The 16,332-nt window shown below is 70.2% G+C and carries 10 protein-coding genes; 9 read left to right on the top strand and 1 reads right to left on the bottom strand.

The window, feature by feature from the left end:
• Positions 1-403: 403 nt before the first annotated feature.
• The 9 genes from OHT52_RS05830 (at position 404) to OHT52_RS05790 (ending at position 15,354) form a co-directional block, all read left to right on the top strand.
• Entirely contained in the window at positions 404-5,833 is a 5,430-nt protein-coding gene (locus OHT52_RS05830) for a HAMP domain-containing protein (RefSeq protein ID WP_328719065.1), read from the top strand.
• 272 nt (positions 5,834-6,105) lie between these two features.
• A complete protein-coding gene (locus tag OHT52_RS05825) occupies positions 6,106-6,780 on the top strand; it encodes a response regulator (protein WP_328719064.1) in 675 nt (224 codons plus the stop codon).
• A 312-nt stretch (positions 6,781-7,092) separates the two neighbouring features.
• A complete protein-coding gene (locus OHT52_RS05820) occupies positions 7,093-9,942 on the top strand; it encodes a DNA translocase FtsK (protein WP_443046507.1) in 2,850 nt (949 codons plus the stop codon).
• Positions 9,943-10,175: 233 nt separating this feature from the next.
• The gene (locus tag OHT52_RS05815) at positions 10,176-10,976 is read left to right on the top strand and encodes a helix-turn-helix domain-containing protein (RefSeq protein WP_328719063.1); all 801 of its coding nucleotides are present in this window, start codon (positions 10,176-10,178) and stop codon (positions 10,974-10,976) included.
• A 289-nt stretch (positions 10,977-11,265) separates the two neighbouring features.
• Entirely contained in the window at positions 11,266-12,744 is a 1,479-nt protein-coding gene (gene rimO, locus OHT52_RS05810) for a 30S ribosomal protein S12 methylthiotransferase RimO (protein WP_328719062.1), read from the top strand.
• Positions 12,741-13,607 (top strand): CDP-diacylglycerol--glycerol-3-phosphate 3-phosphatidyltransferase, encoded by an 867-nt coding sequence (gene pgsA / locus OHT52_RS05805; RefSeq protein ID WP_328719061.1) that lies wholly within the window; start codon positions 12,741-12,743, stop codon positions 13,605-13,607. Before rimO ends, pgsA begins: the two co-directional genes overlap by 4 nt.
• Positions 13,604-14,113, top strand: a complete 510-nt coding sequence (locus OHT52_RS05800) for a CinA family protein (RefSeq protein WP_328719060.1) — start codon at positions 13,604-13,606, stop codon at positions 14,111-14,113. Before pgsA ends, OHT52_RS05800 begins: the two co-directional genes overlap by 4 nt.
• A gap of 109 nt (positions 14,114-14,222) precedes the next feature.
• Complete coding sequence (locus tag OHT52_RS05795; protein WP_328719059.1) at positions 14,223-14,606, top strand: helix-turn-helix domain-containing protein; 384 nt, start codon at positions 14,223-14,225, stop codon at positions 14,604-14,606.
• A gap of 277 nt (positions 14,607-14,883) precedes the next feature.
• Positions 14,884-15,354, top strand: coding sequence for a Dps family protein (locus tag OHT52_RS05790; RefSeq protein ID WP_328719058.1), 471 nt, complete (start codon positions 14,884-14,886; stop codon positions 15,352-15,354).
• A 158-nt stretch (positions 15,355-15,512) separates the two neighbouring features.
• On the opposite strand, the gene OHT52_RS05785 is transcribed toward OHT52_RS05790, so the two are convergent.
• On the bottom strand, positions 15,513-16,298 hold the full coding sequence (locus OHT52_RS05785; protein ID WP_328719056.1) for a GNAT family N-acetyltransferase: 786 nt from the start codon (positions 16,296-16,298) through the stop codon (positions 15,513-15,515).
• Positions 16,299-16,332 lie beyond the last annotated feature (34 nt).

Genomic DNA, 16,332 nt, shown 5'->3' with positions numbered 1-16,332 from the left:
GGATGCGCGACGAACCACCGGACGGCCCTCGGCCAGGCTAGACGCTCCCCGGGGCCGCCGGGTACACGAGGCCGGACTTCACCCCGGACGGGGTGAATGGGCGTACGCGGGCGCACGGCGCGGATCTCCGGGGTGCCGCCCGGTGCTGCGGCGGGAAGCGGGACGGGTGGCGGCGGGTGACGAATCCGATCGGTGCCCGCGAGGGGGGTCGGGCCTGGTACGTTTCAAGGATTTGACGTTCCCATGGGCACCCGCCGACGGTGTGCTGTGGCGGTGAGGTACCTCGGAACTGGGAAAGCTCCCAGAATCACCCGAGCGAAACGGTCGACCCTGCGGGAGGGACACGGTGGAGTCTGACGTGGCGGCGCGGGGTTCAAGCACGCGTACAAGAGGCGGACAGCCCGTGAAAAAACAGCGTCAAGGAACCGTCGAGGTGGACGCGGCAGCTCTGAACAGACTGCTCTCCGCCCTGCTCGCGATGCGTGACGGCAACTTCCGCAGGCGGCTCACCGTCTCGGGGGACGGGCCGTTGACGGAGATCTCCGCCGTCTTCAACGAGGTGGCGGACCGCAACCTCCACCTCACGGGTGAACTCGCACGGGTCCGCAGGGTGGTCGGTCGGGAGGGGAAGCTCACCGAACGGCTGGAGACCGGCGCCTGTGAAGGCGCCTGGGCCGCCGCGATCGACGCGTCCAACGAACTGGTCGACGATCTCGCGCGCCCCGTGTCCGAGGTCGGCCGGGTGCTGTCCGCGGTGGCCGACGGTGACCTCGAACAGCGGATGGAGCTGCGCTCCCACACCGCGGACGAGACGGTACGGCCGCTGCGCGGGGAGTTCCTGAAGGTCGCCCGTACGGTCAACAACCTGGTCGACCAGCTGTCGGCGTTCACCGAACAGGTGACGCGGGTCGCCGTCGAGGTGGGTACCGAGGGCAAGCTGGGCGGCCAGGCGCAGGTGCGCGGCATGTCCGGTTCCTGGAAGGACCTCACGGACTCCGTCAACACGATGGCGTACCGGCTCACCGCGCAGGTGCGGGACATCGCTCTGGTGACGACGGCGGTGGCCAAGGGCGACCTGTCGCGGAAGGTCACCGTCCACGTGGCCGGTGAGATGCTCCAGCTGAAGAACACCGTCAACACGATGGTGGACCAGCTCTCCTCCTTCTCCTCCGAGGTCACCCGGGTCGCCCGCGAGGTCGGCACCGAGGGTGAGCTCGGTGGTCAGGCCACCGTGCCCGGTGTCGCGGGTGTGTGGAAGGACCTCACCGACTCCGTCAACACCATGGCGGGAAACCTCACCAGCCAGGTGCGCGGCATCGCCGAGGTCACGACGGCGGTGGCCAACGGCGACCTGTCGCAGAAGGTCACCGTGAGTGCGCGCGGCGAAGTCGCGCAGCTCGCCGAGACGATCAACCAGATGACCGAGACGCTGCGTACCTTCGCGGACGAGGTGACCCGGGTCGCCAGCGAGGTCGGCGGCGAGGGGCTGCTCGGTGGCCAGGCCCAGGTGCCCGGTGCCGCGGGGACCTGGAAGGACCTGACCGACTCGGTCAACACCGTCTTCCGGAACCTGACCACGCAGGTGCGGGACATCGCCCAGGTGACGACGGCGGTGGCCAGCGGTGACATGTCGCAGAAGGTCACCGTCGACGTGGCCGGGGAGATGCTTGAGCTGAAGAACACCGTCAACACGATGGTGGACCAGCTCCAGTCCTTCGGTTCCGAGGTGACCAGGGTCGCCCGGGAAGTCGGCGTGGAAGGCAGGCTCGGCGGCCAGGCCGAGGTACCGGGCGCCGCCGGTACGTGGAAGGACCTGACCGACTCCGTCAACACGGCGTTCCGCAACCTCACCGGACAGGTGCGGGACATCGCCCAGGTGACGACGGCGGTGGCCAACGGCGACCTGTCGCAGAAGGTCACCGTCGATGTCGCCGGGGAGATGCTTGAGCTGAAGAACACCGTCAACACGATGGTGTCGCAGCTTTCCTCGTTCGCCGACCAGGTGACCCGGATGGCACGTGACGTGGGCACCGAGGGACGCCTCGGCGGGCAGGCCCGGGTCGACGGAGTCTCCGGTACGTGGAAGGAACTCACCGACTCCGTCAACTTCATGGCGGGGAACCTCACCGACCAGGTCCGTCAGATCGCCCAGGTGACGACGGCGGTGGCGCGCGGCGACCTGTCGCAGAAGATCGACGTGGACGCGCGCGGCGAGATCCTGGAGCTGAAGAACACCATCAACACGATGGTCGACCAGCTCTCCGCGTTCGCGGAACAGGTGACCCGGGTGGCCCGCGAGGTGGGTACGGACGGCCGGCTCGGCGGCCAGGCGCAGGTGCCCGGAGTGGCCGGCGTCTGGCGCGATCTGACCGACTCGGTGAACGGCATGGCGGGGAACCTCACCGCCCAGGTCCGCAATATCGCGCAGGTCGCCACCGCGGTGGCGCGCGGCGACCTGTCGCAGAAGATCGACGTGGACGCGCGCGGCGAGATCCTGGAGCTGAAGAACACCCTCAACACCATGGTCGACCAGCTCTCGAACTTCGCGGAGCAGGTGACCCGGGTGGCCCGCGAGGTGGGCACCGAGGGCATCCTCGGCGGTCAGGCCGAGGTGCAGGGGGTCTCCGGTACCTGGAAGGACCTCACCCAGTCCGTCAACGGCATGGCCAACAACCTCACCCTCCAGGTCCGGAACATCGCCGAGGTCACGACCGCCGTGGCCAAGGGCGACCTGTCGAAGAAGATCACCGTCGACGCCAAGGGCGAGATCCTCGAACTGGTCACGACCGTCAACACCATGGTCGACCAGCTGATGAACTTCGCCGACGAGGTCGCCCGGGTGGCCCGCGAAGTGGGTACCGAGGGCATCCTCGGCGGACAGGCCCGGGTGCGCGGCGCGACGGGCATCTGGAAGGACCTCAGCGACAACGTCAACCTGATGGCCAACAACCTGACCAGTCAGGTGCGGAACATCTCCCGGGTCTCCTCGGCGGTCGCCAACGGCGATCTGACGAAGAAGGTCACCGTCGAGGCACGGGGCGAGGTCGCCGAGCTGGCCGACACGGTCAACACGATGGTGACGACGCTCTCCTCGTTCGCGGACGAGGTGACCCGGGTGGCCCGCGAGGTGGGTACCGAGGGCATCCTCGGCGGACAGGCCCGGGTCCCGGGGGTCTCGGGGACCTGGAAGGACCTCACCGAGTCGGTGAACTCGATGGCCTCCAACCTCACCGGACAGGTGCGGCAGATCGCCACCGTCACCACCGCCATCGCCAAGGGCGACCTCACCAAGAAGATCGACATCGACGCGCAGGGCGAGATCCTGCAGCTCAAGGACACCATCAACACGATGGTCGACCAGCTGTCGTCGTTCGCCGACCAGGTGACCCGGGTGGCCCGCGAGGTGGGTACCGAGGGCCAGCTGGGCGGCCAGGCCCGGGTGCGGGACGTCGACGGCACCTGGCGCGACCTCACCGAGTCGGTGAACGAGATGGCCGGGAACCTCACCCGGCAGGTGCGGGCCATCGCCGCCGTCGCCACCGCGGTGACGCGCGGCGACCTGAACCTGAAGATCGACGTGGACGCCGCCGGCGAGATCCAGGTGCTGCAGGACAACATCAACACGATGATCGCCAACCTGCGCGACACCACCCTCGCCAACAAGGAGCAGGACTGGCTGAAGGGCAACCTCGCCCGGATCTCCGGCCTGATGCAGGGGCGGCGGGACCTGGACGACGTCGCCTCGCTGATCATGAGCGAACTGACGCCGGTGGTCTCCGCCCAGCACGGCGCGTTCTTCATGGCCATGGCGGCGGGCGACACCGACGAGGTGGGCGCGGACGCCAGTGCCGAGAGCGCGTACGAGCTGCGGATGCGCGGCAGTTACGGATACTCGGTGGGCTCGATGCCGACCTCCTTCCGGCCCGGCGAGTCGCTCATCGGACAGTCCGCCTCGGAGAAGCGGACCATCCAGGTGGACAGCGCGCCGCCCGCGTACCTGAAGATCTCCTCGGGGCTCGGCGAGGCGCCCCCGGCCCATGTGATCGTGCTGCCGGTGCTCTTCGAGGGCAAGGTCCTCGGCGTGATCGAACTCGCCTCCTTCCAGCCGTTCACCCAGATCCAGCGGGATTTCCTGAACCAGCTCGCCGAGATGATCGCGACGAGCGTCAACACCATCAGCGTCAACACGAGGACCGAGAAGCTGCTGGAACAGTCCCAGGAGCTGACCGAACAGCTCCGGGACCGTTCGGAGGAGTTGGAGAACCGGCAGAAGGCCCTCCAGGCGTCCAACGCCGAACTGGAGGACAAGGCCGAGCTGCTGGCGCGGCAGAACCGTGACATCGAGCTGAAGAACACCGAGATCGAGGAAGCCCGGCAGGTCCTGCAGGAGCGTGCCGAACAGCTCGCCGTCTCGATGCGCTACAAGTCGGAGTTCCTGGCGAACATGTCGCACGAGCTGCGGACGCCGCTCAACTCGCTGCTGATCCTCGCCAAGTTGCTCGCGGACAACGCCGAGGGCAACCTCTCGCCCAAGCAGGTGGAGTTCGCCGAGACGATCCACGGGGCCGGGTCCGACCTGCTCCAGCTGATCAACGACATCCTCGACCTCTCCAAGGTCGAGGCGGGCAAGATGGACGTCAGCCCGACCCGTATCGCGCTGGTCCAGCTGGTCGACTACGTGGAGGCGACCTTCCGGCCGCTGACCGCGGAGAAGGGGCTCGACTTCTCCGTACGCGTCTCACCCGAACTGCCCGCCACCCTCCACACCGACGAGCAGCGACTGCTCCAGGTGCTGCGCAACCTGCTCTCCAACGCGGTGAAGTTCACCGACGGCGGCGCGGTGGAGCTGGTGATCCGGCCGGCCGGACCGGACGTCCCGAACGCCATCAGGGAGAACCTGCTGGAGACGGGGTCGCTGCGGGACGCGGACGCCGACCTGATCGCGTTCTCGGTCACCGACACCGGGATCGGGATCGCGTCCAGCAAGATGATGGTGATCTTCGAGGCGTTCAAGCAGGCGGACGGCACCACCAGCCGCAAGTACGGCGGTACCGGCCTCGGACTCTCCATCAGCCGGGAGATCGCGCGCCTGCTGGGCGGCGAGATCCACGCGGCGAGCGAGCCCGGCCGGGGTTCCACCTTCACCCTCTACCTCCCGCTGCGCCGCGGCGAACTCCCCGCGCAGGGCTCTACGCAGGGAGGCTCCGGATCCTCCGAACTGCCCTCCGGCGACGGGGAGTACCCGGCTCAGGCCGACTCCGCGCCGCTGGGCGACCCGGCCAATTCGGCGGGCGTGTTCCGGCGCCGGCGCCAGGCACTCGGCGATCCGCGCCGGCGCCCGGAGCTGCCCGCGCCCAACCGCCCCGGCGCCGGGGCGGCCCCGGCCGCGGAGAACGCAGCGCAGGAAGACTGGGTCCAGGGGACACAAGCGCCCGAGGGGCGGAGGTCGTTCAGGTTCCGCGGCGAGAAGGTGCTGATCGTGGACGACGACATCCGCAACGTCTTCGCCCTCACCAGCGCCCTCGAACAGCACGGACTCTCCGTGCTCTACGCGGAGAACGGCCGCGAGGGGATCGAAGTGCTGGAGCAGCACGACGACGTGGCGGTCGTGCTGATGGACATCATGATGCCGGAGATGGACGGGTACGCGACGACGACGGCGATCCGGCGGATGCCCCAGTTCGCCGCTCTTCCGATCGTCGCGCTGACCGCGAAGGCCATGAAGGGCGACAAGGAGAAGGCGCTCGACTGCGGCGCCTCCGACTACGTCACCAAGCCGGTCGACCCCGACTACCTGCTCGGCGTCATGGAGAGGTGGATGCGCGGGGAGTGACACGGGTACGGCGGGGTGCCGCGGGGCACCCCGCCCGGGCGGGGTGCCCCGCACCGCTCGCGCTCCGGCTTCCCGGAGAGCGCGGAGACACCCCCCGGGCGGGAACCTTCCGAACTCCCGCCGCGTTCTTGTTGTGTGCACAGTGACATCGCGGTGACAGGGTGTGGCGACGGTCGGGGTGCGGCTACGATGACCGGCACAAGACGGACGGCGATACGGAGCCGTCCCCTGGGGCGGCACCCGGTGCGACGCCGGGATGAGGAGGGCGGGCCATGATGCAGAAGGCCAAGATCCTCCTGGTCGATGACCGGCCGGAGAATCTGCTGGCGCTGGAGGCCATCCTCTCTGCGCTGGATCAGACGCTGGTGCGGGCATCGTCAGGGGAGGAAGCGCTCAAGGCGCTGCTCACGGACGACTTCGCGGTCATTCTGCTCGATGTCCAGATGCCGGGTATGGACGGCTTCGAGACAGCGGCGCACATCAAGCGCCGTGAGCGGACACGGGACATCCCGATCATCTTCCTCACGGCGATCAACCACGGCCCGCACCACACCTTCCGCGGTTACGCGGCAGGCGCCGTCGACTACATCTCCAAGCCGTTCGACCCCTGGGTGCTGCGCGCCAAGGTGTCGGTCTTCGTCGAGCTGTACATGAAGAACTGCAAGCTGCGCGAGCAGGCGGCCCTGCTGCGGGCCCAGCTGGACGGCGGGCGTTCCGGCGAGGACAGGGAGCCGGCCGGACTGCTGGCCGAACTCTCCGCGCGTCTCGCCGCGGTGGAGGAGCAGGCCGAAGCGCTCTCCAAGCAGTTGGACGACGAGTCCGCGGACGCGGCCGCCGTGGCCACCGCGGCACATCTCGAACGCAAGCTGACGGGGCTGCGGCGGGCGCTCGACGCGCTGGAGCCCGGTACGAACGGCGCCACCGGCATCCTGCCGGCGCAGAACTGACGACGAGGCGGCAGCCGTCGCGGAATCGACACCCGCGCGGAGCCGGCAGCCGCGGAACCGTCCGCGCGGACGTGGCTGTGCGGAAACCTTCCACGCTGGACTGACGGCGCTGGGCTGACGGCGCTGGACTGACGGCGCTGGACTGACGGCGCGGGACTGACGGCGCCGGTGCGGCCGCTGCTGCCCGGCGCACGATTCCACTCCCTGACGCGACGGTGAAGCGGCGTCAGCTTTCCACCTCCGCAAGCCGACACGGTCGGGTGAACCCGACGGGCACGTGTCCCGACGCGTCGACACCGGTAACCTCGGCCCATGGCCTCACGTACGTCCGGCAAGGGTTCCCAGAGCTCGGCGGGCACCGCGAAGAGCGTCGGCCGTACACCGGGGCCGGCGAGAAAAGCCGCGCCCGCCAAAAAGGCGCCGGCCGGGAAGGGCGCGCCCCCGCGCAAGGCGCCGGTCAAGAAGGCGGCGGCCAAGAGGCCCGCCCCGAAGCCCGCCGCGTCCCCCACCAACGGGGTGTACCGGCTGGTGCGCGCCGTCTGGCTCGGCATGGCGCACGGCGTGGGCGCGTTGTTCCGTTCGGTAGGGCGTGGCGCCAAGGGACTCGACCCTGCCCACCGCAAGGACGGGCTGGCGCTGTTGCTGCTGGGTCTCGCGCTGATCGTCGCCGCGGGCACCTGGTCGAATCTGCGGGGACCCGTCGGCGACCTGGTCGAGATGCTGGTGACCGGGGCGTTCGGCCGGCTCGACCTCCTCGTGCCGATACTGCTGGGCGCCGTCGCCGTGCGGCTGATCCTCTATCCGCAGCGGCCCGAGGCCAACGGACGCATCGTCATCGGGCTCTCGGCGCTGGTCATCGGCATCCTCGGGCAGGTCCACATCGCCTGCGGCAGCCCGGGACGCGGCGCGGGCACCGAGGCCATACAGGACGCGGGCGGTCTGATCGGCTGGGGCGCTTCCACCCCGCTCGTCTTCGCCATGGGCGAGGTCCTCGCCGTTCCACTGCTGCTCCTGCTGACGGTCTTCGGACTCCTGGTCGTCACGGCCACACCCGTCAACGCGATCCCGCAGCGGCTCCGGCTGCTCGGGACGAAGCTGGGCATCGTCGCCGCTCCGGCGGCGGAGGACGGCTACGAGCCGTACGCGGACGACGAGCGGTACGACGACCAGTGGCGCGAGGCGCTGCCCGGCCGGACGCGCCGCGCCCCAGGGCGCGGCCCCGAAGGGGTGTTCGATGCCGACGACGCGGAGGCCGAGGCGCTGGCACGGCGTCGCCGGCCCCGGCGGCAGACGGCGCAGCCCGGTACGAACCGGCCGATGGACGCCGTCGACGTCGCCGCGGCTGCCGCCGCCGCGCTGGACGGAGCGGTACTCAACGGCATCTCGCCCTCGCCCGTCGTCGCCGACCTCACCCAGGGGGTGTTCGGCGACCGGGACCGCACCGCCGACCGGGACCGCACCGCCGACCTGGACCGTACCGCCGACCAGGACCGCGCCGGTGGGCGCGAGCGGACCGGCAGCCCGGTCCCCGGCGCGCGCGGAGCCCGTTCCGCCGAGGACGCGGGCAAGGAGCGGACCGGCCGCCGGCCCGCCGGTGCCCCGCCCGCCGGCGTACCGGACCTGACCAAGCCCGCTCCGGAGCAGACTCGGCCGCTGCCCGCGCGGGCGGAGCAGCTCCAGCTCTCCGGGGGCACCTACTCGCTGCCCTCCCTGGACCTGCTGGAGCGCGGCGGCCCCGGCAAGACGCGGAGCGCGGCCAACGACGCGGTCGTCGCCTCGCTGACCAACGTCTTCACGGAGTTCAAGGTCGACGCGGCCGTCACCGGCTTCACCCGGGGTCCGACGGTCACCCGGTACGAGGTGGAGCTCGGCCCCGCGGTGAAGGTCGAGCGGATCACCGCACTCACCAAGAACATCGCCTACGCCGTCGCCAGCCCCGACGTCCGGATCATCTCGCCGATCCCCGGCAAGTCGGCGGTCGGTATCGAGATTCCCAACTCCGACCGGGAGATGGTCAACCTCGGGGACGTGCTGCGGCTCGCGGACGCGGCCGAGGACGATCACCCGATGCTGGTCGCGCTCGGCAAGAACGTCGAGGGCGGCTACGAGATGGCCAACCTCGCGCAGATGCCGCACGTGCTGGTCGCGGGGGCGACCGGGTCCGGAAAGTCGTCCTGCATCAACTGTCTGATCACGTCGGTCATGGTCCGCGCCACCCCGGACGACGTGCGGATGGTCCTCGTCGACCCCAAGCGGGTCGAGCTGACCGCGTACGAGGGCATCCCGCACCTGATCACACCGATCATCACCAACCCGAAGAAGGCCGCCGAGGCGCTCCAGTGGGTGGTGCGGGAGATGGACCTGCGCTACGACGACCTCGCGGCGTACGGCTTCCGGCACATCGACGACTTCAACGTCGCGGTGCGGGACGGCAAGGTGAAGGCGCCCGAGGGCAGCGAACGGGAGCTCTCCCCGTACCCGTACCTGCTGGTCATCGTCGACGAGCTGGCGGACCTGATGATGGTCGCGCCGCGTGACGTGGAGGACTCGATCGTCCGCATCACCCAGTTGGCCAGGGCCGCCGGTATCCACCTGGTGCTCGCGACACAGCGGCCCTCCGTCGACGTCGTCACCGGGCTGATCAAGGCCAACGTGCCCTCCCGGCTGGCGTTCGCGACCTCCTCGCTGGCGGACAGCCGGGTCATCCTGGACCAGCCGGGCGCGGAGAAGCTCATCGGAAAGGGTGACGGACTGTTCCTGCCGATGGGTGCGAACAAGCCGACCCGTATGCAGGGCGCGTTCGTCACCGAGGAGGAGGTGGCCGCCGTCGTCCAGCACTGCAAGGACCAGATGACCCCCGTCTTCCGGGACGACGTGGTGGCCGGGACGAAACAGAAGAAGGAGATCGACGAGGACATCGGCGACGACCTGGACCTGCTCTGCCAGGCCGCGGAACTCGTCGTCTCCACACAGTTCGGCTCGACCTCGATGCTCCAGCGCAAGTTGAGGGTCGGCTTCGCCAAGGCCGGAAGGCTCATGGACCTGATGGAGTCACGGAACATCGTCGGCCCCAGCGAGGGATCGAAAGCCCGCGACGTGATGGTGAAGCCCGACGAGCTCGACGGGGTGTTGGCCCTCATCCGCGGGGAAACAGCTCCCTGACGGGCACGGAAGCATCGCGAATCCTCCTCCCGGGACGGCGGGGGCAACCGTTGCGCCCGGTCGTACGTCAAGTTCAAGTGGAGGGTGCGGCCGTGGCCGCTCCCTCCGTACAGCCCAAGGGGTTGTCCGGCGGGCCCGATGGCGTACAAGTCGTCGCGCCCGGTTGCCCGACCCTTTCGCACCCCCCCTAGACTGAACATCCAGCAGGTGGCTCACGCTCGAAAGGCGCCCCCGTGTCCATCGGCAACTCCCCCGAAGACGACCGGCCTTCGATCGGTCGTGTGCTTCAGCAGGCTCGAATCGCCGCAGGTCTGACGGTCGACGAAGTCAGCGGCTCCACCCGGGTGCGCATTCCCATCGTGCACGCGATCGAGAACGAGGACTTCTCGCGCTGCGGCGGCGACGTCTACGCGCGCGGTCACATCCGTACCGTCGCCCGCGCGGTCGGCATCGATCCGGAACCGCTGGTCCAGCAGTACGACGCCGAACACGGCGGCCGTCCTGTGCCCACGCCCGCCGCTCCGCTCTTCGAAGCGGAACGCATCCGGTCGGAACCCCGGCGGCCCAACTGGACCGCGGCCATGGTCGCGGCCATCGTCGCCGTCGTCGGTTTCGTCGGCTTCACCCTCTTCAACGGTGAGGACGAGGGAACCAGCACCGCACACGTGGCCGAGGGCTCCACGCCCCAGAAGGCCACGGCCAAACCGACCCCCACCAAGCCCGCCGACCCCAAGCCCGTGCCGTCGGAGAGCGCCATCGCGGCGGCTCCGCTGGACAAGGTGACGGTCAAGCTCAGCGCCACCGAGGGCAAGAGCTGGATCTCCGCCAAGGACCACAGCGGGCAGATCCTCTTCGACGGACTCCTTCTCCAGGGCCAGTCGAAGACGTTCCAGGACGAGGAGCGTGTCGACCTCGTGCTCGGAAACGCCGGATCCATCGATCTCTTCGTGAACGGCAAGAAAGTCGAGGACCAGTTCGAACCCGGACAGGTCGAGCGGCTTTCCTACGCGAAGGGCGACCCCGAGGCGGGCTGAGAACGCCCCGCTTCCCGTACGACCGCCCGACCCGGCATCCCACCCGATCACGACGAGCGCCCGGCCCCGCTGCCGGGCGCTCGTCGCGTTCCGCACCGGCCTCCGCCTTCCCGCCGGGCGCTCGTCGGGACAGGCACCGCACCGGCCACCGCTCCACTGCCGGGCTCGTCGTGATCCGCACCGCCTTCCCGCCGGGCGCCTTCATGTCCTCGCGTGCGCGAAGGTGACTCCGGGTAGCGGGGAACCCTGCGCGGCGGGGGGCCCGCTACGACGAAGTAGTCTTGATTCCATGCCCGAACGCCGTACCGTCGCCCTCGTCACGCTTGGCTGCGCCCGTAACGAGGTGGACTCGGAGGAGCTTGCAGGCCGCTTGGCAGCGGACGGCTGGGAGCTCGTCGAGGACGCCTCCGACGCGGACGTCGCCGTCGTCAACACCTGCGGCTTCGTCGAAGCCGCCAAGAAGGACTCCGTCGATGCCCTCCTCGAAGCCAATGATCTGAAGGATCACGGCAGGACCCAAGCCGTCGTCGCGGTCGGCTGCATGGCCGAGCGCTACGGCAAGGACCTCGCCGAGGCCCTGCCGGAGGCGGACGGCGTCCTCGGATTCGACGACTACGCCGACATCTCCGACCGCCTCCAGACCATCCTCAACGGCGGCATCCACGCCTCCCACACCCCACGCGACCGGCGCAAGCTCCTCCCGATCAGCCCCGCCGAACGGCAGGACGCCGCCGTGGCCCTGCCCGGGCACGCGCAGGAGATCGCCTCGGCGCCCGCCGACCTCCCGGACGGCGTCGCCCCGGTCTCCGGACCGCGCGCCCCGCTGCGCCGCCGTCTCGGCACCAGCCCGGTCGCCTCGGTGAAGCTGGCCTCCGGCTGCGACCGCCGGTGCACCTTCTGCGCCATCCCGTCCTTCCGCGGCTCCTTCATCTCCCGCCGCCCCTCCGACGTGCTGGGCGAGACCCGCTGGCTCGCCGAGCAGGGCGTCAAGGAGGTCATGCTGGTCTCCGAGAACAACACCTCGTACGGCAAGGACCTCGGCGACATCCGCCTGCTGGAGACCCTGCTGCCCGAGCTCGCCGACGTCGACGGCATCGAGCGCATCCGGGTCAGCTACCTCCAGCCCGCAGAGATGCGCCCCGGGCTGATCGACGTCCTGACCTCGACGCCGAAGGTCGCCCCGTACTTCGACCTGTCCTTCCAGCACTCCGCCCCCGGCGTGCTGCGCGCGATGCGCCGCTTCGGCGACACCGACCGCTTCCTGGAACTCCTGGACACCATCCGCTCCAAGGCCCCGCAGGCCGGCGCCCGGTCCAACTTCATCGTCGGCTTCCCCGGCGAGACCGAGGCCGACCTCGCCGAGCTGGAGCGGTTCCTCACCGGTGCCCGGCTCGACGCCATCGGCGTCTTCGGATACTCCGACGAAGAGGGCACCGAAGCGGTCGGTTACGAGAACAAGCTGGACGCCGACACCATCGCCGAGCGCCTCGCCCACATCTCCCAGCTCGCCGAGGAGCTCACCTCCCAGCGCGCCGAGGAGCGGGTCGGCGAGACCCTGCAGGTGCTGGTGGAGTCCGTGGAATCCGAGGAGGACGGTCCGGTCGCGATCGGCCGCGCCGCGCACCAGGCACCCGAAACGGACGGCCAGGTGGTCTTCACCACACGCGAAGGGCTCGTCCCCGGCCTTATGGTCGAGGCGAAGGCAGTGGGCACCGAGGGAGTCGACCTGGTGGCCGAACATCTCACACTCTCGGAGGCGGCCAGATGACGGGAGCCCCGGCATCCGCGACGGGCGGCTCCGGCGCGACGCCGGTCCGCGGCGGCAAGCTGGGCACCGCGGCCGTGAACCAGGCCAGCCTGTGGAACATCGCCAACATCCTCACCATGATCCGGCTGCTCCTGGTGCCCGGCTTCGTGATGCTGCTGCTGGCGGACGGCGGGTACGACCCCGCCTGGCGGTCCGTCGCGTGGGCGGCCTTCGCCATCGCGATGATCACCGACCTGTTCGACGGCCATCTCGCGCGGACGTACAACCTGGTCACCGACTTCGGGAAGATCGCCGACCCCATCGCCGACAAGGCGATCATGGGGGCCGCGCTGATCGCCCTGTCGTGGCTGGGCGACCTGCCGTGGTGGATCACCGGGGTGATCCTCTTCCGTGAGCTCGGCATCACCCTCATGCGGTTCTGGGTGATCCGGCACGCGGTGATCCCGGCGAGCCGGGGCGGAAAGTTGAAGACGTTGGCCCAGGGAACGGCCGTCGGGATGTACGTCCTGGCGCTCACAGGCCCTCTGGCCACCCTCCGCTTCTGGGTGATGATGCTCGCCGTCGTGCTGACGGTGGTGACCGGGCTCGACTACGTACGCCAAGCGGTCGTGGCGCGCCGCAAGGGGCTCGCCGCCGAGCGGGTCGCGGCGGTGGAAGCGGTCGCCCTGGCGCTGGACCCCGACGCGGACGCGGCCGCGGTCGCGCCCATGGCCGTCACCGGGACCTCCTCGGCCCCCGGGGCGCCCGTGCTCACGGGGAACTCCGGCGGTGAGGCCCTGCCGGACGTCGCGCCGGCGGCGGTGGCCGGGAGCGAGACGCCCCCCGGAGCCGTGGTGGGCGACCCCGCGGAGGCCGAGAGGTGACCGTCGCGGCCCGGGTACTGCGGCATCTCGCGGAGCGGGGGGAGACCCTCGCGGTGGCCGAGTCGCTGACCGGTGGCCTGGTCGCGGCGGAACTCACCGCCGTGCCGGGAGCCTCGCGCTCCTTCCGGGGGTCGGTGACGGCCTACGCGACCCCGCTGAAGCACGAGCTGCTGGGAGTCGACCGGACACTGCTTGCGGAGCGCGGAGCGGTGGACGCCGAGGTCGCGCGCGGTATGGCAGCCGGTGTGCGGTCGGCGCTCGGCGCCGACTGGGGGATCTCCACCACCGGGGTCGCCGGCCCTGAACCCCAGGACGGTCAGCCGGTGGGCACCGTCTTCGTCGCGGTCGCGGGGCCGCTCGGGGTCGGTAAAGTCGCGGCACTGCGGTTGAACGGCGAGCGTACGGACATCCGTAGAGAGAGCGTGCTTCACGTCCTTGAGCTGCTCTCCGGCGAACTCGCAGAAAATGCGGGGGCACAGGATACGGAACAGAACGGGGGGAATTGATGTTTGCAGCCCTGAGAGAACACGACATCGCTCCCCGCACGGCCGCAGCGCTAAGCGGTACGGTGGGGCGTGAAGGATGCGGCTACGCGGTCCGAGGAGGGAGCCACCGATGATTCTGCTCCGTCGCCTGCTGGGTGACGTGCTGCGTCGGCAGCGCCAGCGCCAAGGCCGTACTCTGCGCGAAGTCTCCTCGTCCGCCCGGGTCTCGCTCGGCTATCTCTCCGAGGTGGAGCGGGGGCAGAAGGAGGCATCCTCCGAGCTGCTCTCCGCGATTTGCGACGCGCTTGACGTACGGATGTCCGAGCTCATGCGTGAAGTGAGCGATGAGCTGTCACTCGCCGAACTCGCCGCGTCGGCGGCAGCCAGTGATCCGGTCCACGTGCCGGTTCGCCCCATGCTCAACTCCGTCTCCGTGGCATCGGTGGCGGGTGTGCCAGCGGGTCGGGTGACGATCAAGGCGCCCGCGGAAGCGGTGGAGGTCGTCGCTGCCTGACCCGCACGGTCCGGTGTGACAGTGAACCCCGGTCGGCCCCCTCTGGGGGGCGGGCCGGGGTTCCGTCGTGCGTGCGCTCCTCCCGCGCATCGCGGGGGTGTGCGCGGCGGTTCACGGGGCACACGGAGAGCGAGGCTGCGGATGGTCGCTTTGTCGGCTTATGTGCCATCGTGGATGGCGTGCTGACAGCGGCTGCCGAACCAGCCGACGCAACCGCCGGTGCGACGGGAGAGGCCCAGGGGGGCCGCCCCGGACGCCGACAGAACGGAGAGAGTGCATGTCTGTCGTGAAGAGCCCGCTTTCCGATGCCGACCTCCAGACGGTGGGCGAGGCGCTCCAGGGTGCCCTGGTCGACCTGGTCGACCTCTCACTGGCCGCGAAGCAGGTCCACTGGAATGTTGTCGGCCCGCGCTTCCGCTCCGTGCACCTCCAGCTCGACGAGGTCGTGGACACCGCGCGCCAGCACTCCGACACGGTGGCCGAGCGAGCCTCGGCCGTCGGCGTCAACCCGGACGGACGGTCCGCGACCATCGCCCGGACGACCGCCATCGATGTCGTGCCGGACGGCTGGATCAAGGACGTCGACGCCGTGAAGGTCCTGGTGGACGCGCTGGAGATCGTGATCGGCCGGATGCGTGAGCGCATCGACGTGACCGCCGACCCGGACCCGGTGAGCCAGGACATCCTGATCGCCGTGGCCGCCGACCTCGAAAAGCACGCCTGGATGTTCCAGGCGGAGAGTGCCTGAGCCTGCCGGCCCGGGAGGTGCGTGAGCCGCGCGGCTCCCGGACTCCGGCGCGCGTGGAGCGCCGCCCGCCCCCAGACTTCCGTACGCCCGTCGGCCCCGCCTCTGGATCACACTCCAAAGCGGGGCCGACGGGCGTACACGCATGCGTTACGGGGGTGTCATCCACCCGTGGCGCACGACCCGCCGAGGAAGGAATGGCTGCGGCCGATCTCGGTGAAGCCGCGCCGGGCGTACCAGTTCCGCGGCCAGTCGGAGGCCTCCGCGAGCAGGAAGAGCTGGGGGATTCCGGCGGCGGCGGCCAGCGCCAGACCAGTGGCGAGAAGGGTGTCGCCGTGGCCCTGGCCGCGGTAAGGCTCGGCGGTCACCAGGTCCTCCAGCTGGGCCAGCCCGGCGGCCCGGTCGAGATACAGGTCGCACCAGGCGGCGACGTGTCCCTCCGGCGTTCTGGCGGCCAGGAAGAGCACCTCCTCGGCACCACGCAGCCGGGCCGCACGGCGATCGGTGAGCTGCCGGACCAGCTCTTCGTCCTGGAACCAGCTCGACTGCTGCCGGAACACCGCTTCCCGTATGCCGGCCAGTGCGGCCGGGCGGGCCGCGGCGCCGGGCAGCGTGCAGCCGGCGGTCTGCCGTGCCAGCACCACGGCGGAGTCACGGCTGAACCCGGCAGCCGTGAGCGCAGGGGTGGCGCGCTCGCCCAGGGGCCCGTCCACCACCGTGATCCGGTAGTGCTCGCGCTGCCCGAGGCTCTGGGCGGCCGAACCGGCCAAGGCCGCGGGATCGGCGTCCGGTGCGTCGACGATCAGTTGGTTGTGCTCCTGGGAAAGCGGGAACTCCGGGTCGCGGACGGCGAAGGCGCCCGGCAGTTCGACGGTCTCGACAGCCTGGCGACGGGCGAAGGCGGCACGGAAGGCGGACGTGCGTGCGAGCAGAGGCAGGGGTGGCATCCCGCCATGGTGGCCCGGCGCACACCGGGGGGAC

Origin of the sequence: Streptomyces sp. NBC_00247 (genome assembly GCF_036188265.1) — a bacterium.
In the GTDB taxonomy this organism is placed as follows: domain Bacteria; phylum Actinomycetota; class Actinomycetes; order Streptomycetales; family Streptomycetaceae; genus Streptomyces.
The sequence above is the reverse complement of the archived record's forward strand: the minus strand, read 5'-3'. Positions and strand labels throughout refer to the sequence as shown.